This window comes from Mycobacterium sp. (assembly GCF_049647605.1).
Taxonomy (GTDB): domain Bacteria; phylum Actinomycetota; class Actinomycetes; order Mycobacteriales; family Mycobacteriaceae; genus Mycobacterium.
Genome location: NZ_JBARXZ010000053.1, coordinates 1 through 18450, shown reverse-complemented (window position 1 = coordinate 18450; position 18450 = coordinate 1). Strand labels below are relative to the sequence as shown.

Below are 18450 nucleotides of genomic sequence, written 5' to 3'. Positions count from 1 at the left end.
TTCCCCGAGGTCAAGCCCTCGCCAGTTGCTTCGGCAGGCGCGTTGCGGTCGCGGCAGTCGATGTGACCGGCGTTACACTTTCAGGATGTTAACGTTCACATCGCCGACCTGTCAACGATGGATGTGAACGTTCACATTTCTGCCTGAAGAGTCTTGACAAGCAGTGAGCGTCGTCACAAGATCGGGAATGTGAACGCTCACATCACGAGCGCCCGGCGGTGCCCCGACTGTGATGCGTAGCCAGACCAACCGGAGGATTCCATGCGCAAGAATTTTGTTCGAGTAGTGGGTGCGCTCGCCGCGGTGGCCGCGATCACGAGCGTCGGGTGCGGTCGTTCCACGACCACCGAAGCAGCCGACAGCGGGGGTGAACGCACCGGCACGGTCGGCATTTCGATGCCCACCAAGTCGTCCGAACGCTGGGTCGCCGACGGCGACAACATGGCCAAACAGTTCCAGTCGCTCGGCTACCAGACCGACCTGCAATACGGCGATGACGTGGTGCAGAACCAGGTGTCGCAGGTCGAGAACATGATCACCAAAGGTGTCAAGGTACTGGTCATCGCGCCGATCGACGGCTCGTCGCTGACCGACATCCTGCAACGGGCCGCCGACGCCGACATCCCGGTGGTCAGCTACGACCGATTGATCCGCGGCTCCGAGAACGTCGACTATTACGCAACATTCGACAACTTCAAGGTCGGTGTCCTGCAGGCCACCTACATCGTCGACAAACTCGGGGTGGAGCAGGGCGCGGGACCGTTCAACATCGAGCTGTTTGCCGGATCGCCCGACGACAACAACTCGACCTTCTTCTTCGACGGCGCCATGAGTGTGCTGCAGCCCTATATCGACAGCGGCAAGCTTGTCGTCAAGAGCGGGCAGAGCTCCTTCGGCCAGGTGGCGACCCTGCGCTGGGATGGCGGACTCGCGCAGTCACGCATGGACAATCTGCTGAGCAGGGCCTACACCAGCGGCCGGGTGGATGCGGTGCTCTCGCCGTACGACGGGATGTCGCTGGGGATCATCTCGGCACTGAAGAGTGCGGGCTACGGTACGCCGGCCAACCCGCTCCCGATCGTCACCGGCCAGGACGCCGAGCTGGCCTCGGTCAAGTCGATCATCGCCGGTGAGCAGACCCAGACGGTGTTCAAGGACACCCGTGAACTGGCGGAATCGGCTGTGCAGATGGCTGACTCGCTGCTGACCGGTGGCGAGCCCGAGGTCAACGACACCACCACCTACGACAATGGTGTCAAGGTCGTTCCGGCCTACCTACTGGATCCGGTGAGCGTCGATGCGACCAACTACCAGAAGATCCTCGTCGACTCCGGGTATTACACGTCAGCGCAGCTCGCCTGATGGGCGAGAATGCGGCGCCGATACTCGAAATGCGGGACATCACCAAGCAGTTCGGCAATGTCACGGCACTGAGTCAGGTGAACCTCACCGTGCATCGCGGCGAGATCCACGCCATCTGTGGTGAGAACGGTGCCGGCAAGTCGACGCTGATGAAGGTGCTCAGCGGGATCTATCCGCACGGCAGCTATTCCGGCGAGATCGTCTTCGACGGCCGGCCAGGCGATTTCAAGGACATCCGATCCAGCGAGCGCCGGGGCATCGGGATCATCCACCAGGAGCTCGCACTGGTACCGGTACTGTCGATCGCCGAGAACATCTTCCTCGGCAACGAGCACGCCTCTGCCGGAGTCATCAGCTGGCACGAAACCACGAGCCACGCTCAGCGATTGCTGGATCGGGTCGGGCTGCGTGAAAGCCCGGCCACCCGGATCTCCGACATCGGCGTCGGCAAGCAACAACTGGTCGAGATAGCCAAGGCGCTGTCGAAGAAGGTCAAGTTGCTCATCCTCGACGAACCGACGGCAGCACTGAACGACGAGGACAGCCGACACCTGCTCGATCTCATCGGAGAGCTCAGAGATCAGGGACTGACGTGCATCATCATCTCGCACAAGCTCAATGAGGTGATGCGGGTGGCCGACAACATCACGATCCTGCGGGACGGCCGGACCATCGAGACGCTTGCGGTCGACGGCAACGTCACCGAGGAGCACATCATCCGAGGCATGGTGGGCCGCGACATGGTGGACCGCTTTCCGGCGAGAGCGGCACATCCGATCGGTGACATCGCGTTTGCCATCGAGAACTGGACCGTCTACCACCCGCTGGACCAGCAGCGCAAAGTTGTCGACGGGGTGTCGATCAATGTGCGGCGTGGCGAGGTGGTCGGACTGGCCGGGCTGATGGGGGCCGGACGTACCGAACTGGCGATGAGCGTCTTCGGCCGCAGTTACGGCAAGAAAGCGGGGGGTTCGGTCTTCAAAGACGGCAAAGAGATTCGGACACGAACGGTGTCAGAGGCCATCACCCACAAGATCGCCTATGCCACCGAGGATCGTAAACACTACGGCCTCAACCTGATGGATGACATCGCCCGGAGCGTGACCCTGGCCTCGCTGGCAAAAGTCAGCAGATTCTCGATCATCAACGAACACGCCGAGTCGGTGGTCGCCGAACGGTTCCGCAAGGACATGCGCATCAAGGCGCGGTCGGTGAAAGCGACCACCGGCAACCTGTCCGGAGGCAACCAGCAAAAAGTGGTGCTCAGCAAGTGGATTTTTGCCGATCCCGACGTGCTGATCCTCGACGAGCCCACCCGCGGAATTGATGTCGGCGCCAAGTACGAGATCTACACGATCATCAATTCGCTTTCCGCTCAAGGGAAAGCGGTCATCGTGATCTCCTCCGAGCTGCCCGAACTGATCGGCTTGTGTGACCGCATCTACACCCTCAACGAGGGACGGCTGACCGGCGAGGTGGCCCGCGAAGACGCCGCACAAGAGAAATTGATGCGATACATGATGAAGGGACCAACCACATGACCACCACAGGAACGGTGGACACGGCCGCGAGCACCCCACCGACACCACCCCCGGACTCGCCGGTGACACGATTGCGTTCGGCGCTACGCGGCAATTTCCGGCAGTACGGCATGGTGGTCGCGCTGGTTCTGATCGTCATTCTGTTCGAGGTCTGGACAGACGGGATCCTGCTCAAGCCGCTCAACGTCACCAACATCGTCCAGCAGAACGGGTACATCCTGATCTTGGCGATCGGGATGGTCATCGTCATCATCTCCGGACACATCGACCTCTCGGTGGGCTCCATCGCCGGGTTCATCGGAGCCATGTCCGCGGTGCTGATGATCAACCATGCGATGCCCTGGCCGGTCGCCGTGGTGGTCTGCCTGCTACTCGGGGCGCTGATCGGTGCGTGGCAAGGCTTTTGGATCGCATACGTCGGTATCCCGTCCTTCATCGTGACCCTGGCCGGCATGCTGGTGTTCCGGGGCGCCACCCAGTACTTGCTGGAGGGTCAGTCCATCGCACCGTTCCCGCGCAGCTTCGGACAGGTCAGCAGCGGATTCCTGCCCGAGATCGGTGGCAGCAGCCTCTACCACTGGCCCACCGTCATCCTCGGCGCAGTTGTCATGGTGGCCGCCGTATGGCAACAACTGAGGCAGCGCCGAACACAGTCCCGCTACGGATTCGACGTCCTGCCCACCGGCTGGTTTGTCGCCAAATGCGCTGCGATAGTAGCTGCGCTGGCGGCGTTCACCCTGCTGCTGGCCAGCTACCGGGGAGTGCCCGTCGTCGGGATCATCCTTGTTGCCGCGTTTGTCATCTACGCATTTGTGATGCGCTCCACGGTATTCGGCCGACAGGTGTATGCCGTCGGTGGCAATGTTGCGGCTGCGCAGCTGTCGGGGGTGAAGACCAAACGGGTCACGTTCCTGGTGTTTGTCAACATGGGCCTGCTGTCGGCGCTGGCCGGTCTGCTGTTTGCCGCCCGACTCAACGCCGCAACGCCGCAGGCCGGCATCGGTATGGAACTGGAGGCCATCGCCGCGGCCTTCATCGGTGGAGCCTCGGCCAATGGCGGATTGGGCACGGTGTTCGGGGCCATCATCGGCGGGTTTGTCCTCGGTGTCCTCAACAACGGTATGTCGTTGATCGGAATCGGCAGCGATATCCAACAGCTCATCAAGGGTTTGGTCTTGTTGGCTGCCGTCGGCTTCGACGTCTACAACAAGAAGAAGGGCGGGTCCTGAGATGGCAACGCACGGCGCAGTTCCGTCGTCGCGCCCGCTACCGGCGCGGTGACCACCACGACGCCGACGCTCCGGAAGCTCGCCGACGGACGCGAGGTGTTGTTCTTCGATCTACCCGGCCGGCGCAGCGACCCGGTCCCGGACCGGCGGCCGGTACCGCCACCGACAGATGCGCGGTCCGAGTTACGCTTCGACCGCACCACCGGGGAGTGGGTGATCATCGCGGCATTGCGTCAGGACCGCACCTACAAACCGCCGGCCGAACGGTGCCCGTTGTGCCCGGGTCCGTCCGGGCTCACCAGTGAGATCCCCGCCGCTGACTACGATGTGGTGGTCTTCGAGAACCGCTTCGCCAGTCTCTCCGGCGCCGACGGATCTCCGTTCCAGCCGTCCGCGGGGCCCGGCGAGCGGTTTGTCTGCGAGCCGGGTCATGGTCGCTGCGAGGTCATCTGCTTCTCCAGTGATCACCGTGGATCCTTCGCCGATCTCGGCCACGCGCACGCCCGACTTGTGGTCGAGGTGTGGCGGCACCGGACCCGCGACCTGATGGGCCGGCCCGGGATCGAGCAGGTGTTCTGCTTCGAGAACCGTGGTGAGGAGATCGGGGTGACCCTCACCCACCCGCACGGCCAGATCTACGCCTACCCGTACCTGACGCCCCGCACGGAAGCGATGATGCGGGTGGCGACCGCCCACCGCGCCGCCACCGGGTCCAATCTGTTCTCCGATGTGCTGCGGGACGAGGTGGATGCCGGCCTCCGGGTGGTTGCCCGCACCGATCTGTTCACCGCGTTTGTGCCGTTCGCGGCGCGCTGGCCGGTGGAGGTGCACATCTACCCGAATCGGTTCGTGCGCAACCTCCTCGAACTCGACGACGCAGAGCTGGACGGGTTCACCGACATCTACCAGAACGTCCTGCGACGCCTGGACCGCATGTACGGCGAGCCCCTGCCCTACATGGCTGGGCTACATCAATACGCCGACAACAACATCCAGCGCGAAGGGTGTTTTCACGCCCAGGTGATCTCGACGCGCCGCAGCGCCAACAAGCTGAAGTACCTGGCCAGTTCGGAGTCGATCATGGAAGCATTCATCAACGACGTGAGTCCGGAATCCCTTGCCGTCCTGTTACGGGGGCTGTGACGATGGCAGAGGCCGCAGGCAGCGTCCGGTATTGCGCACCGGGCCGGATCAACTTGATCGGCGAGCACACCGATTACAACCTGGGGTTTGCGCTGCCGATCGCGCTGCCCGACGGCACCGTTGCGACGTTGTGTCCCGACACCACCGACTCGCTGGTGGTGCACAGTGACCGCGAAGACGCTCCGGTCCGGGTCCCGCTGAGCACCACGCCAGGTGCGGTCACCGGTTGGGCGGCATATGTGGCCGGTGTCGTCTGGGCGCTGCAGGCGGCGGGCCATCCCGTTCCGGGTGGCGCCATGTCGATCTCCGGCGGGGTCCAGACCGGGGCGGGCCTGGCGTCGTCGGCAGCGCTGGAGTGTGCGGTGCTCGGTGCGCTGCTTCGTGCCACCGGACGCCGCGTCGGCCGCGTCGAGCAGGCGCAGATCGCTCGCCGGGCCGAGAACGAATACGTCGGCGCCCCAACAGGTCTACTGGACCAACTTGCCGTCCTGTTCGCCGAGCCGCGACGAGCACAGCTGATCGACTTCCGGGATCTGTCCACCGTATCGGTGGTCTTCGATCCCGATGCACACGGCATCACGCTGTTGCTCATCAACTCCCACGCCACCCATCAGCACGCCGGTGGTGAATACGCGGCCCGGCGCCGGTCCTGCGAGCGGTCCGCCGCCGCGCTCGGTGTCTCCTCACTGCGTGAGGTGCAGAATCGGGGCGTGCCGGTACTGGAGGCGGTGCCGAACCCCGAGGACCTCCGCCGGGCCCGCCATATCCTCACCGAGAACCAGCGGGTACTCGATGTTGTCGAGGCGCTGAAGGACTCCGACTTCGTTGCGGTGGGCCGGTTGTGGTCCGCCTCGCATGCGTCGATGCGGGACGACTTCGAGATCACCTCCGAGCACATCGATCTGATCGCCGACACGGCCCTGCGGGCCGGCGCCCTGGGGGCCAGGATGACTGGGGGAGGTTTTGGTGGCTGCGTGATCGCACTGGTGGACGCCGCCGCGGCGGCCACCGTCGGGAAGGCGGTGCACGATGCGGTGCACGACGCCGGATACGGTGAGCCCACCATTGTCCGCACCCATGCCGGCCGGGGTGCCGGTGTCGCGTGACCCGACCGGTAGTGAGGCAGGGACGATGTGCAGTGCGATAGGAACCGAATACGAACTCACCCGGCGGGTTGACGGACGGTGGGTGCGGGGTGTCATCACCGGGGTCGGTGCCGCGGTTCGGCAACTCTCGGTCGATGGCGTCGAACTCACCCCAGGATTCGACGATCCCGGACCGCCACCGTTCTACAGCGGCAAGGTGCTGATTCCGTGGCCCAACCGGGTACGCGAAGGCCGGTGGACGCATGACGGGGACGCCCTCCAGCTCGACATCACCGATCCCCGGTACGGCACCGCGCTGCATGGCCTGCTCTGCAACATCGCCCATTCACCCATCGAACGGTCGGACTCCTCGATCACCCTCGGCGCGCCGGTTCCGCCACAGCCTGGGTACCCGTTTCATCTCGAAACCGAGGTGCGCTACCAGCTGACCGCCGACGGACTGGCGACAACACATGCGGTTCGCAACGCCGGATCCTGCTGTGCGCCAGTGGCCATCGGCGCCCACCCGTTCCTGGCGATCGGTGACGTGCCGGCGGAGACGCTGCTGCTCACCGTCGACGGCGAGCAGCACATCGACGTGGACAAGCAACTGATACCCGTCGGTGTCACCGCGGTAGCGGGCACCGAATGGGATCTGCGCGACGGACGCCGGATCGCCGACCTCGATCTCGACGACTGCTGGTCTGTCCGGCCCGGTCCCAAAGGCGACAGCATCCACACGCTGCGCGCTCCCGACGGGCGCACCGTGTCACTGTGGGCCGACGAGCATTTCGGATTTGTGCACGTGTTCATCACGCGGGAGTACCCCAGGAACGGCGGCTTGGTGACCGCCGTGGCCCTGGAACCGATGACGGCACAGGCGAATGCGCTCGGCGCCGGAGTGGGCATGCGCTGGTTGCAGCCCGGGGAAACGCTGTTCGCCTCATGGGCGATCCGCTACGCCGACGGAGACGGCGGGCACCGACGCACCGCGTGCGACACTCGATCTTCGCGAAGAGGCTGGGGGGAACAACCGGATGGCCTACGTCAAGGCAACTGAGCGCGAGCGGCAGATCGTCGCGGCGGCCAGAAGGGTGCTCTCCGCAGTGGGTGTGTCGTCGACGACGTTGCGTGCCGTCGCCACCGAGGCCGGTATTCCGTTGGGGACCTTGCATTACGTGTTTCCATCCAAGGAGAAGATGCTGCGCGCGGTGATAGCCGCGGTCATCGGCGAGGCCATCGAAACGGTCAGGGCCGAACTCCCGCTCGACCGGGGAGTGGCGAATGCGATCCGGCAAGGCGGTAACCGTTTCTGGGACACGTTGGTCGACGGCGACATCGGTGTGCAGATCATGCAGTACGAGCTGGCCATGTACTCGGCGCGGACGCCTGACCAGAGCGGTCTGGCGCAGCTGCAGTTCGAGCAGTACACGTCCTTGATGACCGAACTCTGCGAGGAGGCCGCCAGTGCCGCTGGTGAGTGCTGTGCCGTCGACTTCGGCACGTTGGGGCGGCTCTGTCTTGCTGTCGTCGACGGCCTGATCGTGCAGTACGTGGCCAACCCCGATGCCGATCGAGGGCGTGGCGACTTGAACCACGCCATCGACATGCTGGTGGCGCTGGCTGACCCGCAGCCCGCTGCCGGCACTCGGACGCGGCGACGCGACTGAATGGTCCCCGGGAGCGCCGGGACAGCTCGTTGCGCTTCGGGTGTGGGTGCGGTTACCGTAAAAGTAGGTCGGTTGACCGACTTAATTGGGCGAAAATGGTAGCTCTTGTGCCGCAGAGGGGCGACAGATGGCCGACAAATCCGCCTCGATGGCCGAAGCGTCACGGCCCAGAGTGGCCACGACGGTGGCGGTGGTCGGGGCCGGGCTCTCCGGACTGACCGCGGCCCGCGAGCTGCACCGTCGCGGTGTCGATGTCATCGTGTTGGAGGCCGCCGACCGGGTCGGCGGCCGAGCGATGACCGAAACGACCACGCTCGGGTCGCGGGTGGACCTCGGTGGACAGTGGATCGGCCACAACCACCACCACATCATGGAGTTGGCCGACGAGCTGGGGGCGGCCCGATTCCGGATGCACACCAAGCCGCTGCCGGTCATCATCGACGGATCCCGCCGGATACGCGTGGTGAGCCCCTCCATGCTGGCGGCCGGGCTCGTTCTTGGCGGAGTCGAACTCCTGTCGCGCAGCCGAGTGTCGCAGCGGCTGAACTCCACCACCGTCGCCTCGGCGCTGCAGAGGCTTCCGGGGCGGACATCCAGAAGGCTGCTCGACGTGATCGCGTCGGTTTCGTGGACGGCCGACCTCGACCGTCTCTCGCTCTACGCCATGGCCAACACAATCCGCTGCCAAGGCGGTCTGCAGACCATGCTGTCCACCAGCGGTGGCGCCCAAGACTCTTTGCTGGCGGCCGGGGCGGGAACACTGGCCGCCAGCTTGGCCGCCGGACTCGGGTCGCGAGTGCAATTGGGCCACCGCGTCACCACCATCGAACAGGACGGCCGGGGTGTCCTGCTCCGCACCACATCGGGGAGTGATGTCCGAGCCGAGAAAGCCATTGTCACCGTTGCGCCGCCTGTCGCCGGACGCATCGCGTTCGATCCGCCGCTGCCCCCCAACCGGCGGGCACTCTCACGCAACACCTACATGGGCTCGGTGTACAAAGCGATCGCCGTGTACGAGCGACCCTTCTGGCGAGACCTCGGGCACAGTGAGTTCATCGTGCTCGACAACCCCGGCAGGGCCGTGTTCGACACCACCGCGCCGAACGGACCCGGGCACCTCTGTGTGTTGGTGGGAGGACCAGAGGCGCGTCGCCTCGATTCCCTGGATGCCGTCGGCCGCCGCGACACCATCCTGCGCCCGCTGGTCCGACACATCGGGCCCGAAGTCCTCGAGCCGGCCGGCTGGCACGAGAAATCGTGGCACCTGGACGACAACGTCGGCGGGGGCTACCTGGCGTTACCGCACCCGGGAACCACCGAAGGTCTCCTGCCGATGCCCGCCGCACCTACCGGGGACATCCATTGGGCGGGTAGCGAAACGGCCGATCAGCACCCCGGCTACCTCGACGGCGCGTTGGAATCGGGCAAGCGCGCAGCCTGCGAAGTGATCGAAGCCCTGCCGGGGCGTGGTGTCACCCCACAGTGACGCCGGTGAGCTCCTCCGACAGCGCCCACACCCGGGCGGCGTCGGAGGTGCTGCGCAGCGGTGCCCAGAGTTTCTGCGTACCGGGAGGGCCACCGGCATTCCCGGGCCACTGCGGCCCGAAGAACTCGCCGTCGGCAGCGGGCGAGGTTGCGGCCAGCAGGGCGGGCAGCGCTGCGCTGTTCACGTTCCCCACGAGGAGGTTCCGTGCCGAGAGCCAGCGGATCACCCGGACCCCAGTGGTGTCCTCGGCCCGCCCCACCTCCGGGCGCGCCGCCAGCAGGCTGGTCGGAGCTACACCGGGGTGGGAGATGGTGCTGGTGATTCCCCAGCCCGCGGCCCTGCTGCGGCGGCTGAGTTCGAGCCCGAACAGACCGAACGCGATCTTGGACTGGCGGTAGGCGCGCATCCCGTCGTACTCCTGCTCCCAGTTGGGATCGGCCCAGTTGATCGCCCCGCTGCGCGCGGCGACGCTGAGCTGCGACGTCACCCGTGCATTCCCGGCTTTCAGCAACGGCAGCAGGTGACCGACAAGCGCAAAGTGGCCCAGGTGGTTGGTGCCGAACTGCAGCTCGAAACCGTCGGCGGTGACCTGCCGGTCCGGCGGGGTCATGACCCCGGCGTTGCCGATGAGGAGGTGGATGGGAGCGCCCTGGGCGCGCAGCTTCTCACCGAGGGCCGCCACCGACGCCAGCGAGGACAGATCGAGCGCTTCTGTCGACAGTTTTGCGTGCGGGTGTCGGGCGCGGATCTGGGCGATGGCCCGCTCGCCTTTCTCCGGATTCCGGACCGGCATGACCACCTCGGCACCCGCGCCGGCGAGGGTGGTGGCGATACCGAGGCCGATACCGTCGCTGGCGCCGGTGACCACCGCCCGCTGTCCGGAGAGGTCGCCGACCGTGATGTTGTACTGTCCGCGTGGCATGTGTTGACTCCTGGGTTGACCTGATGCGGCTGCACCACAGTGGTGCTGTGACAACCAGGTTTGCAGCCGGCACGCGAAGTATCCAGGGTTTGTTGATCCGTGGCTGCCCGATCCGGGCACTGTTCGCTACGCCTCATCCGGCCCGAATGCCCCCATTGCTCGGGTAACGTCGGTGACTTCGGAAGGACGACGAGGTGGCCGATCCAATAGTCCAGCGCGCCAGCGATCTTGCTGCTCTCTCGGTGTTCGCCGACTGCTTCGGCGCTGACCTGTACCCGTTGGCAAAAGAGCTGGTCCCGGTGAGCGCGGATGTCGGCGAGACCCTGATGATCCAGGGAGATGCGGCCGACTTCTTCTTGATCATCAACAGCGGCCGGGTCGAGGTCTCTCATGACAGCGATGACGGCCACTCGTTTGTCACCGACGTCGAAGCGGGCCGCATCGTCGGCGAAATCGCATTGCTCCGGCATTCACCACGCACCGCCACCGTCACCGCGATCGAACCGGTGGAAGGCTGGGTCGGCAACGACGACGCCTTCGATGAGCTGATCGAACTTCCCGGCGTGCTGGCCATGCTGATCCGCACGTCGCGGCAACGGCTGGCCGCGTTCATCACCCCGATACCGATGACACTGGCCGACGGCACCCGACTGCTGTTACGGCCGGTGCTGCCGGGGGACAGCGAACGCACCACAAACGGGCCGGTCGAATTCTCCAGCGAGACGCTGTACCGGCGTTTTCAGTCGCCCCGGGTACCGACACCCGGCCTGATGCGCTACTTGTTCGAGGTCGACTACATCGACCATTACGTCTGGGTGGTCACCACCGAAAGCGGCGACGTGGTCGCCGACGCGCGCTTCGTCCGCGAGGAACGCGACCGCAGTGTCGCCGAAGTCGCGTTCACCGTCGGTGACGAGTACCAAGGGCGGGGGATCGGCACCTACCTGATGGGGGCGTTGGTGGTCGCCGCCCGGATCGCCGGTGTCAAGAAGTTCACCGCCCGGGTGCTCTCGGAGAACCTGGCGATGCGGGCCATCTTCAACCATGCCGGAGCCCGTTGGGAGCGTGACGATCTTGGGGTCGTCACCACTGTCTTCGATGTGCCGGACAAGGTTCCGTTTCGCGGCGAGACCAAGAAACGTATCGAAGATGTTGTCCGCCAAGCTATGCGGGCACTGTAGCCAGGCAGGGGAACCCGATGAGCAAGCCGCCATTGTCGAAGGACACCACGCTGTGCATCTCATTGGCGGCCCGACCCAGCAACATCGGCACTCGATTCCACAACCACCTCTACGGGGTTCTCGGGCTGGATTTCCTCTACAAAGCCTTCACCACCACCGATATCGCCGCCGCGATCGGCGGGGTGCGGGCGCTGGGTATCCGCGGGTGTTCGGTGTCGATGCCGTTCAAACAGGACGTCCTGGCCCTTGTTGACCGTATCGAGGAATCGGCGCGGGTGATCCAGTCGGTCAACACCATCGTCAACGACGACGGGGTGCTGAGCGCGGCGAACACCGACTACCTCGCCGTCGAGCAGCTGATCGCACAGTATCAGCTGGACCCGCAGCAGACGGTGCTGATCCACGGCAGCGGTGGAATGGCCAGCGCTGTGGGAATGGCCTTCCACGACAAAGGGTTTCACCGTGGCACGCTGGTGGCGCGCAACGTGGAAGCCGGACCGGCGCTGGCCGAGCGGCTCGGCTACCACTGGCGGCCACACATCGGTGGCGCCTGCGCATCGATCATCGTCAACGTCACACCCGTCGGAATGGCCGGCGGCCCCGGGGAGCGCGACAGCCCCTTCGATGCCGAGGCGATCGCCGCCGCGGACACGGTTTTCGACGTCGTGGCACTACCTTCGGAGACCCCGTTGATCTCCCGGGCCCGGACAGCCGGAAAGCAGGTGATCACCGGTGCCGAGGTGATCGCCCTGCAAGCCGCCGAACAGTTCGAGCGTTACACCGGCGTCCGTCCGTCCCCGGAACAGATCGCCGAGGCCTCGCGCGTCTCCCGCGCCTGACGATCAGGGAGCGATCGTGGTCTGCGCGTCGATGATGTTGGTGGCCTCGGCCAGGATCGATGACTCGGACTCGTCGGAGTACGCGTTGAGCTGCAGAACGTAGGCGCCGTCCTCAGCCGGGATGACGACCGTCTTCTGCGCGATCATCCCCTTCTTGCCGTCGATCTCGTAGGTGCCGCCCAGCTGTACTGACTCGAAGCCGCTGAGGGTGTCGCGGACACCGTCGTTGGCGCCCTGGTAGCCGGGCATGTTCTCCAGCTCTCCGGGGGCGTAGTCGAGGATCTCCGCCGGGTCGAAGTCTCCGGTGAGCTTGGACATCAGCGCCAGAATCCGCGGGGGATTGTTCGGCACCGCGCTCTCCGGGTAGACGATGGCCCCGTACGGTGCCTCCGGCAGCTGATCGGTCTGCCGCCAGCCGGCAGGCACCGGAATGTTGACCGTCGGACCCGGGTCGCCCCGTCTGACCGCGGACTCCTGGAGGCCGTTCTGCCTGATGAAGTCCGGGATCGTCTGGTTGGGGCCGGCGGGCAGGGCGGCATCGCTGGTCTCGGTGGGAGCTGCTTCCTCATCCTCGGCGCCGGTCGTCTCTTCGGCACTGGTGGTCTCCGAGGAACCGGTCGCCTCAGTGTCCGAGTTCGAGCCGCAACCCACCAGGGCCAGGCCGAGCGCCAGCGCGGTGACACCAGCGCCGGCGACTGAGGTGAACTTCTTCATCGGGGCAGTCTCCTTCAATCGGTTCTTCGCGCAGCCTACGGGCCGGCAATGCTCCACTGGGTGACCAAGGTGCTACGGCAGAATAGCGGTGATCAGTGGAAATCGGTTGCCCCGAGGGTCGGGTCCTTACAGGTAGCGTCGGGTCATGCCCACCCGCACCCTCATCGCCACCGGACTCGGCACCGCCGCCGCCGCCGTGATCGGCAGCATTGCCAGCAAAGCAGGTGTCCAGACCTGGTATCCAACATTGAAAAAGCCGCGTTACGTGCCGCCCAACGCCGTCTTCCCGGTGGCCTGGACCACGCTGTACACCGACATCGCCGTCACCTCCGCCGCCACCATCGACACCTTGCGCGAGCGTGGCGACGACGCCGAAAAGCGTGCTTACACCGCGGCGCTGTGCGCCAACCTGGTGCTCAACGCCGGGTGGAGCTGGCTGTTCTTCTCGGCGCACAAGCTCGGCCCGTCGGCGTTGGCGGCGGGGGCGCTGGCGATCTCCAGTGCCGATCTGACCCGACGGACAGCGAAGGTGAATTCGCAAGCAGGTCTTGCTCTTACGCCCTACCCGCTGTGGTGCACCTTCGCGACCGTGATGTCATCGGACATCTGGCGGCTGAACCGGCGCCGGTGCGATCACTGACGCTGGGCGTCCTGGCCGGCACGGTGCTGGCCGGATGCGCCCAGCCCAGCCAACCCGCCCCCACGCCGCCGGAATCCAGTGCGGCGCCGCAGGCCGGTATCGCCCCGGTGGACCCCGAACGGATCCGGCGGATGCGCTCTGCGCTGCCCGAGGGATACGAGGTCACCGAGGTCGGAGGCTACGCGTCCTCGCCGGTGGCGTTCTGGGGGTTCGGCCGCGGATGGAACGCCGTCCCGGCCCAATGTGCGCCGCTGGTCGACCCGGAGCCCGACGGGCCGGCTCTCGGGGTGTCCGGTTCCGGACCGGGCGGCATCATCCATGTGGTGGTGGTGTCGCCGGCCGTGCCCCTGGGCCCGGGGGCCGGGGGGCCGGTGAGTCTGGATCCGGTCCGGCTCGGTGAGTGCGGCCGGTGGACAGTGAGCTCCGACCGGTCGTCGGCCGAGGTGAATCTTGTCGATGCGCCGGTGATCGAGGCCGCCGCGACATTGGGAACCGTGAGCACCATCGAGAACATGGCGGAGTCCGGGACCGAAACCGATTCGCGGGCCGACACATTCATTGCCTATCTGGACCAGCATCTGGTGTTCGTCACGCTGGTCACCGATCCCGGATCGGTCGAAGCGCCGCTACCGGCAAGCTACGCCAGTGACCTGCTGGTGAAGACGGTCGCCACCTTGCGTGGGTAGATTGACCCGCGATGTGGAATCCCAGAACGCTGGTCGTCGTGCCGGCATGTGTAGGTCTGCTTGTCGGGTGTTCGTCCGGCGAAGCCCCCAGCCCTGAGGGGCCGTCAGCCGATATCGCCAAGGTCCTCGACCTGAAAGCGTCCTTCGGGCCGGAGTTCACCGTCACCGACGTGCCCACCACCGGGATCGAGCCGAATTTGCTGGCCGGCCAGAAGCTGCCCGACGGGCTGGTGTTCGAGCCGGCTGACTGTGCACAGTTCGCGGCCGGCCAACAAATGCCCGCCGACCTGAAAGGCAATATGGCCGCGGTGTCGGCCGAGGGGGCCGGCAACAGGTTCATCGCGATTGCCATGGAGACCTCCGAGCCGATCCCGGTGGTCGCACCGACCGACAACTGCCACAAGGTCAATTTCGCCGGCGGAGCGCTGCGCGGCACCGTCGAGGTGGTGTCCGTCCCAGAGATCGACGGAGTGCAGACCCAAGGGGTACACCGCGTCCTGCAGACGACCGTCAACGGCAAACCGCAGACCGGCGAGATCTTCAGCTACCTGGCACATTTTGGCGACTACCAGGTGATCGTCACCGCGAACCCACTGGTCATACCCGACCAGCCGGTGGCCCCGGTGGACACGGCCCGCGCCGAGAAGCTGCTGACCGACGCGGTGGCCGCGATCCGCTCCTGAGCGGGATTCAGCGCACGTTGCGGGGCCGGAACTGGATGCTGATCCGCGGGCCGGTGGGCTTGCTGGTCTTCGGGATCGCGTGCTCCCAGGTGCGCTGACACGAACCGCCCATCACCAGCAGATCGCCATGCGCATGCTGGATCCGCAGCGACGGGCCGCCGCCCCGGGGCCGCAGCGCAAAGGTGCGGGCGGCGCCCAGGCTGACGATCGCGACCATGGTGTCTTCGGTGCTACTGCGGCCGATGGTGTCCCCATGCCAGGCCACGCTGTCGGTGCCGTCGCGATAGAGGCACAGCCCGGCGCTGGTGAACGGTTCGCCGAGCTCGCCGGCGTAGATGTCGTTGAGGCGGCGGCGCAGCTGCTTGAGCGCCGGGTGGGGCGCCGGTTCGTCGACAAGATCGTGAAAACTGACCAGGCGCGGCACGTCGACGGTGCGTTCATACATGCGACGGCGCTCGGCACGCCACGGAATGGCCTCCAGCAGCTCGTCGAACAGGGTGCGGCCGAACTCGACATCCTCGATCCAGCCGGCCCGGACATCGATCCAGGCACCGTGGGCCAGCGGCCGACGCTCGGCATGGTCGAACAGGGAGTCCTGGACCGCGACTGACACGCTCTGCACTGTATCGCACAGGCGTTCGAAAAATCAGAGACGCACGGCACCGGGCCCGTTTTCGGCGAGGACGTCTTCGGGGTTGCTCAGCTGGCAGCTCTTCAGGCTCAGGCATCCGCAGCCGATGCAGTCCGCCAGGTTGTCGCGCAGCCGCTGCAGGTGCACGATGCGGTCATCGAGGTCCTGGCGCCAGCCCGCCGACAGTCGCGCCCAATCCTTGCTGGTGGGCACCCGGTCGGTCGGCAGGGTCGCCAGTGCCTCGCGGACCCGGGACAGCGGGATACCGAGGCGCTGAGACATCCGGATGAATGCCACCCGGCGCAGCGTATCGCGGGCGTAGCGGCGTTGATTGCCCGCGGTGCGACGGCTGGTGATCAGCCCTTCGCGTTCGTAGAAGTGCAGTGCGGAGACCGCGACGCCGGCGCGGTGAGCCAGGTCGCCTGGGGTCAACTCGGGCGTTTCCATACACCTAAACCTAAGTTCAGGCGCCGAATAGCGCTACGGTGCTAGACGTGAGTGTTGCGGTTCTTGGCTCGAACTCCGAGGTCGGCACGTTGCGTGTGGTCATCCTGCACCGGCCGGGACCGGAGTTGCAGCGGTTGACGCCACGCAACAACGACAAACTGCTCTTCGACGGTCTGCCGTGGGTGGCGCGCGCGCAGGAGGAACACGACGCCTTTGCCGACCTGCTGCGCTCCCGCGGCGTCGAGGTGTTGCTGCTGGCGGACCTGTTGACCGAGGCGCTGGCCAGCGGTGCGGCCCGGATGCACGGGATATCGGCGGCGGTCGATTCCCGTCGTCTCGGACTGCCACTGGCACAAGAACTTTCCGCTTATCTGCGCGGCCTCGATGCGGACTCGCTGGCGCATGTCCTGATGGCCGGGATGACGTTCGACGAGTTGGCGTTCGGGGAGCACGAACTGTCGTTGGTACGACGGATGCACCACGGCGCGGACTTCGTGATCGACCCCTTGCCCAATCTGCTGTTCACCAGGGACTCGTCGTTCTGGATCGGGGCACGGGTGGCGATCACCTCACTGTCGATGCCGGCCCGGGTGCGCGAAACGTCGCTGACCGACCTGATCTATGCACACCACCCGCGTTTCCTGGGAGTGCGGCGGGCCTATGAGTCGCGGTCGGCTCCGGTGGAAGGTGGCGACGTCCTGCTGCTCGCGCCCGGCGTGGTGGCCGTCGGGGTGGGGGAGCGGACCACACCCGCGGGTGCGGAAGCGCTGGCGCGCAGCCTGTTCGACGACGATCTGGCGCACACCGTGCTGGCGGTGCCGATCGCCCAAGAGCGGGCGCAGATGCATCTGGACACGGTCTGCACCATGGTCGACTCCGACGCGGTGGTGATGTACCCGAACATCGTGGACTCGTTGTCGGCGTTCACCATTCGCCGCGTGGACAGCGGTGGCGTGAAGATCGACCGGGCGGCGCCGTTTGTGTCCGCTGCCGCCGACGCCATGGGAATCGAGAAGCTCCGGGTGATCGACACCGGCCTGGACCCGGTCACCGCCGAACGGGAGCAGTGGGACGACGGCAACAACACGCTGGCGCTGGCGCCGGGGGTTGTCGTCGCCTATGAGCGCAACACCGAAACGAATGCCCGGCTCGAGGATTCGGGGATCGAGGTGCTGCGGATCTCGGCTTCGGAGCTGGGGACCGGCCGCGGCGGCCCGCGCTGCATGTCGTGCCCGGCCGCCCGCGACGCACTCTGACGGTCGGTCGGGCGTCGGCAGTGCGCCGACAAGTATTGACAGCAATGTAGAGCAAACTATCTGATGCTCCTGCAGTCCGAAGCCGGGAGCCGATCACGTGGGGACAGCAAAGAACGTTTCGAGGGTCGGAGCCGTTGTCGTCGCATTGGGGCTGGCAGCGGCGACAACAACGACGGCGGGCGGCGTCGCCACCGCCGCGCCGCAGTCGCCGACATCGGGGGCAGCCGCCGGGGCCGAGTCGGGCGACAAGTCCGGGAGTGGGCCACGTCGGGCTGAGGCGTGAGTGCCGCGGCGCAGTTTCTTCGTGGTCAGCACCTTCTTGATGGTCAACCCAACGGACCAACGGTCGGCGAGAGTGAGCCAGGATCAGCTAGTCAGCTAGTCAGCTAGTCAGCTAGTCAGCTAGTCGGCTGGTGGTGGTTGTGGTTGGAAGGGTTGGTACCACCACCAGTTGGCGTGTTCACCGGTGGGGCCGGGGCAGGGTGGGACGTTGGGTGGGGGTGTGGTCGGGGGTCGGGCCAAGGAACCGGATTCAAGCTTTCGGCCCGCCGCGTCGGTGACGACCAGGTGTTCGGCGGGTCCGGTCAGGGTGATGCCGCCGCGGTGATGCAGGCGGTGGTGGAACGGGCACACCAGCACCAGATTCGATAATTCGGTGGGGCCGCCGTCTTCCCAGTGTTGCAGGTGATGGGCATGCAGTCCGCGGGTAGCGCTGCAGCCGGGGACCACACAGCAGCGATCCCGATTCTCGAGGGCGCGGCGGAGTCGGCGGCTGATGGTGCGGGTTTCCCGTCCGGCCCCGATGGGTTGGCCAGCCCGTTCGAACCACACCTCGCAGGTGGCATCACAGGTCAAATACTGCCGGTCCTCGTCGGTGAGCACGGGACCCAGATGCAGGGCACCGATCCGTTTCTCGACATCAAGATGCACGACGA

20 protein-coding genes are annotated in these 18450 nt (G+C 66.0%); 14 read left to right on the top strand and 6 right to left on the bottom strand.

What is annotated here, in order from left to right; translation table 11 throughout:
- Nucleotides 1–261 precede the first annotated feature (261 nt).
- From chvE to WBB07_RS07315, 8 genes are all read left to right on the top strand, one after another.
- The gene (gene chvE, locus WBB07_RS07350; RefSeq protein WP_526306209.1) at nt 262–1362 is read left to right on the top strand and encodes a multiple monosaccharide ABC transporter substrate-binding protein; all 1101 of its coding nucleotides are present in this window, start codon (nt 262–264) and stop codon (nt 1360–1362) included.
- The gene (gene mmsA, locus WBB07_RS07345; protein ID WP_526306208.1) at nt 1362–2903 is read left to right on the top strand and encodes a multiple monosaccharide ABC transporter ATP-binding protein; all 1542 of its coding nucleotides are present in this window, start codon (nt 1362–1364) and stop codon (nt 2901–2903) included. Before chvE ends, mmsA begins: the two co-directional genes overlap by 1 nt.
- A complete protein-coding gene (mmsB, locus tag WBB07_RS07340) occupies nt 2900–4132 on the top strand; it encodes a multiple monosaccharide ABC transporter permease (protein ID WP_526306206.1) in 1233 nt (410 codons plus the stop codon). The genes mmsA and mmsB overlap by 4 nt, the downstream gene beginning before the upstream one ends.
- Before the next feature lie 48 nt (nt 4133–4180).
- Nucleotides 4181–5275: a galactose-1-phosphate uridylyltransferase gene (gene galT / locus WBB07_RS07335; protein WP_526306204.1), complete on the top strand. Its 1095-nt coding sequence runs from the start codon at nt 4181–4183 to the stop codon at nt 5273–5275.
- A 2-nt stretch (nt 5276–5277) separates the two neighbouring features.
- Nucleotides 5278–6381, top strand: coding sequence for a galactokinase (locus WBB07_RS07330; RefSeq protein ID WP_526306202.1), 1104 nt, complete (start codon nt 5278–5280; stop codon nt 6379–6381).
- A 25-nt stretch (nt 6382–6406) separates the two neighbouring features.
- Nucleotides 6407–7420, top strand: coding sequence for an aldose epimerase family protein (locus tag WBB07_RS07325; RefSeq protein ID WP_526306200.1), 1014 nt, complete (start codon nt 6407–6409; stop codon nt 7418–7420).
- Nucleotides 7398–8030 carry a TetR/AcrR family transcriptional regulator gene (locus WBB07_RS07320; RefSeq protein ID WP_526306198.1) on the top strand — a complete coding sequence of 211 codons (633 nt, stop codon included), beginning with the start codon at nt 7398–7400 and terminating at the stop codon, nt 8028–8030. The genes WBB07_RS07325 and WBB07_RS07320 overlap by 23 nt, the downstream gene beginning before the upstream one ends.
- Before the next feature lie 127 nt (nt 8031–8157).
- Entirely contained in the window at nt 8158–9516 is a 1359-nt protein-coding gene (locus tag WBB07_RS07315) for a flavin monoamine oxidase family protein (protein WP_526306196.1), read from the top strand.
- Here the strand turns inward: WBB07_RS07315 and WBB07_RS07310 are convergent.
- Nucleotides 9503–10438: an SDR family oxidoreductase gene (locus WBB07_RS07310; protein WP_526306194.1), complete on the bottom strand. Its 936-nt coding sequence runs from the start codon at nt 10436–10438 to the stop codon at nt 9503–9505. The two genes, WBB07_RS07315 and WBB07_RS07310, sit on opposite strands and share 14 nt — an antisense overlap.
- A 194-nt stretch (nt 10439–10632) precedes the next feature.
- Here WBB07_RS07310 and pat point away from each other — a divergent pair, with 194 nt between their 5' ends.
- On the top strand, nt 10633–11619 hold the full coding sequence (gene pat, locus WBB07_RS07305; protein WP_526306192.1) for an acetyltransferase Pat: 987 nt from the start codon (nt 10633–10635) through the stop codon (nt 11617–11619).
- Between the two features lie 17 nt (nt 11620–11636).
- Nucleotides 11637–12458 carry a shikimate 5-dehydrogenase gene (locus tag WBB07_RS07300; protein ID WP_526306190.1) on the top strand — a complete coding sequence of 274 codons (822 nt, stop codon included), beginning with the start codon at nt 11637–11639 and terminating at the stop codon, nt 12456–12458.
- A gap of 3 nt (nt 12459–12461) precedes the next feature.
- Here the strand turns inward: WBB07_RS07300 and lpqN are convergent, their stop codons facing one another.
- Entirely contained in the window at nt 12462–13172 is a 711-nt protein-coding gene (gene lpqN, locus WBB07_RS07295; protein ID WP_526306188.1) for an envelope biogenesis lipoprotein LpqN, read from the bottom strand.
- A gap of 145 nt (nt 13173–13317) precedes the next feature.
- On the opposite strand from lpqN, the gene WBB07_RS07290 reads away from it, so the two are divergent.
- From WBB07_RS07290 to WBB07_RS07280, 3 genes are read left to right on the top strand one after another with little or no spacing between them, the layout of a single operon-like run.
- Nucleotides 13318–13812, top strand: coding sequence for a TspO/MBR family protein (locus WBB07_RS07290; RefSeq protein ID WP_526306186.1), 495 nt, complete (start codon nt 13318–13320; stop codon nt 13810–13812).
- Nucleotides 13800–14498 (top strand): DUF5642 family protein, encoded by a 699-nt coding sequence (locus WBB07_RS07285; RefSeq protein WP_526306184.1) that lies wholly within the window; start codon nt 13800–13802, stop codon nt 14496–14498. Before WBB07_RS07290 ends, WBB07_RS07285 begins: the two co-directional genes overlap by 13 nt.
- Nucleotides 14499–14509: 11 nt before the next feature.
- The gene (locus tag WBB07_RS07280) at nt 14510–15181 is read left to right on the top strand and encodes a DUF5642 family protein (protein ID WP_526306182.1); all 672 of its coding nucleotides are present in this window, start codon (nt 14510–14512) and stop codon (nt 15179–15181) included.
- Nucleotides 15182–15188: 7 nt separating this feature from the next.
- Here WBB07_RS07280 and WBB07_RS07275 read toward each other — a convergent pair whose 3' ends face one another.
- Together WBB07_RS07275 and soxR are read right to left on the bottom strand one after the other, a co-directional pair.
- Entirely contained in the window at nt 15189–15794 is a 606-nt protein-coding gene (locus WBB07_RS07275; protein ID WP_526306180.1) for an alpha-ketoglutarate-dependent dioxygenase AlkB family protein, read from the bottom strand.
- Between the two features lie 33 nt (nt 15795–15827).
- On the bottom strand, nt 15828–16259 hold the full coding sequence (gene soxR, locus WBB07_RS07270) for a redox-sensitive transcriptional activator SoxR (RefSeq protein ID WP_526306178.1): 432 nt from the start codon (nt 16257–16259) through the stop codon (nt 15828–15830).
- Between the two features lie 47 nt (nt 16260–16306).
- Between soxR and arcA the strand changes: the two genes are divergently transcribed.
- Nucleotides 16307–17515: an arginine deiminase gene (gene arcA / locus WBB07_RS07265; RefSeq protein ID WP_526306176.1), complete on the top strand. Its 1209-nt coding sequence runs from the start codon at nt 16307–16309 to the stop codon at nt 17513–17515.
- Between the two features lie 93 nt (nt 17516–17608).
- Here arcA and WBB07_RS07260 read toward each other — a convergent pair whose 3' ends face one another.
- Together WBB07_RS07260 and WBB07_RS07255 are read right to left on the bottom strand one after the other, a co-directional pair.
- The gene (locus WBB07_RS07260) at nt 17609–17845 is read right to left on the bottom strand and encodes a hypothetical protein (RefSeq protein WP_526306174.1); all 237 of its coding nucleotides are present in this window, start codon (nt 17843–17845) and stop codon (nt 17609–17611) included.
- A gap of 72 nt (nt 17846–17917) precedes the next feature.
- Nucleotides 17918–18450: HNH endonuclease signature motif containing protein (locus WBB07_RS07255; protein WP_526306172.1), on the bottom strand; the 533-nt coding region annotated here is incomplete at its 5' end.

Bases quoted from the DNA above. Each gene is read 5' to 3' on its own strand.
- lpqN (WP_526306188.1), bottom strand. From the start codon at position 13,172: ATGAAGAAGTTCACCTCAGTCGCCGGCGCTGGTGTCACCGCGCTGGCG.
- WBB07_RS07325 (WP_526306200.1), top strand. From the start codon at position 6,407: ATGTGCAGTGCGATAGGAACCGAATACGAACTCACCCGGCGGGTTGAC.
- WBB07_RS07290 (WP_526306186.1), top strand. From the start codon at position 13,318: ATGCCCACCCGCACCCTCATCGCCACCGGACTCGGCACCGCCGCCGCC.
- mmsB (WP_526306206.1), top strand. From the start codon at position 2,900: ATGACCACCACAGGAACGGTGGACACGGCCGCGAGCACCCCACCGACA.
- WBB07_RS07315 (WP_526306196.1), top strand. From the start codon at position 8,158: ATGGCCGACAAATCCGCCTCGATGGCCGAAGCGTCACGGCCCAGAGTG.
- chvE (WP_526306209.1), top strand. From the start codon at position 262: ATGCGCAAGAATTTTGTTCGAGTAGTGGGTGCGCTCGCCGCGGTGGCC.
- soxR (WP_526306178.1), bottom strand. From the start codon at position 16,259: ATGGAAACGCCCGAGTTGACCCCAGGCGACCTGGCTCACCGCGCCGGC.
- WBB07_RS07310 (WP_526306194.1), bottom strand. From the start codon at position 10,438: ATGCCACGCGGACAGTACAACATCACGGTCGGCGACCTCTCCGGACAG.
- WBB07_RS07320 (WP_526306198.1), top strand. From the start codon at position 7,398: ATGGCCTACGTCAAGGCAACTGAGCGCGAGCGGCAGATCGTCGCGGCG.
- WBB07_RS07330 (WP_526306202.1), top strand. From the start codon at position 5,278: ATGGCAGAGGCCGCAGGCAGCGTCCGGTATTGCGCACCGGGCCGGATC.
- WBB07_RS07300 (WP_526306190.1), top strand. From the start codon at position 11,637: ATGAGCAAGCCGCCATTGTCGAAGGACACCACGCTGTGCATCTCATTG.
- mmsA (WP_526306208.1), top strand. From the start codon at position 1,362: ATGGGCGAGAATGCGGCGCCGATACTCGAAATGCGGGACATCACCAAG.
- WBB07_RS07280 (WP_526306182.1), top strand. From the start codon at position 14,510: ATGTGGAATCCCAGAACGCTGGTCGTCGTGCCGGCATGTGTAGGTCTG.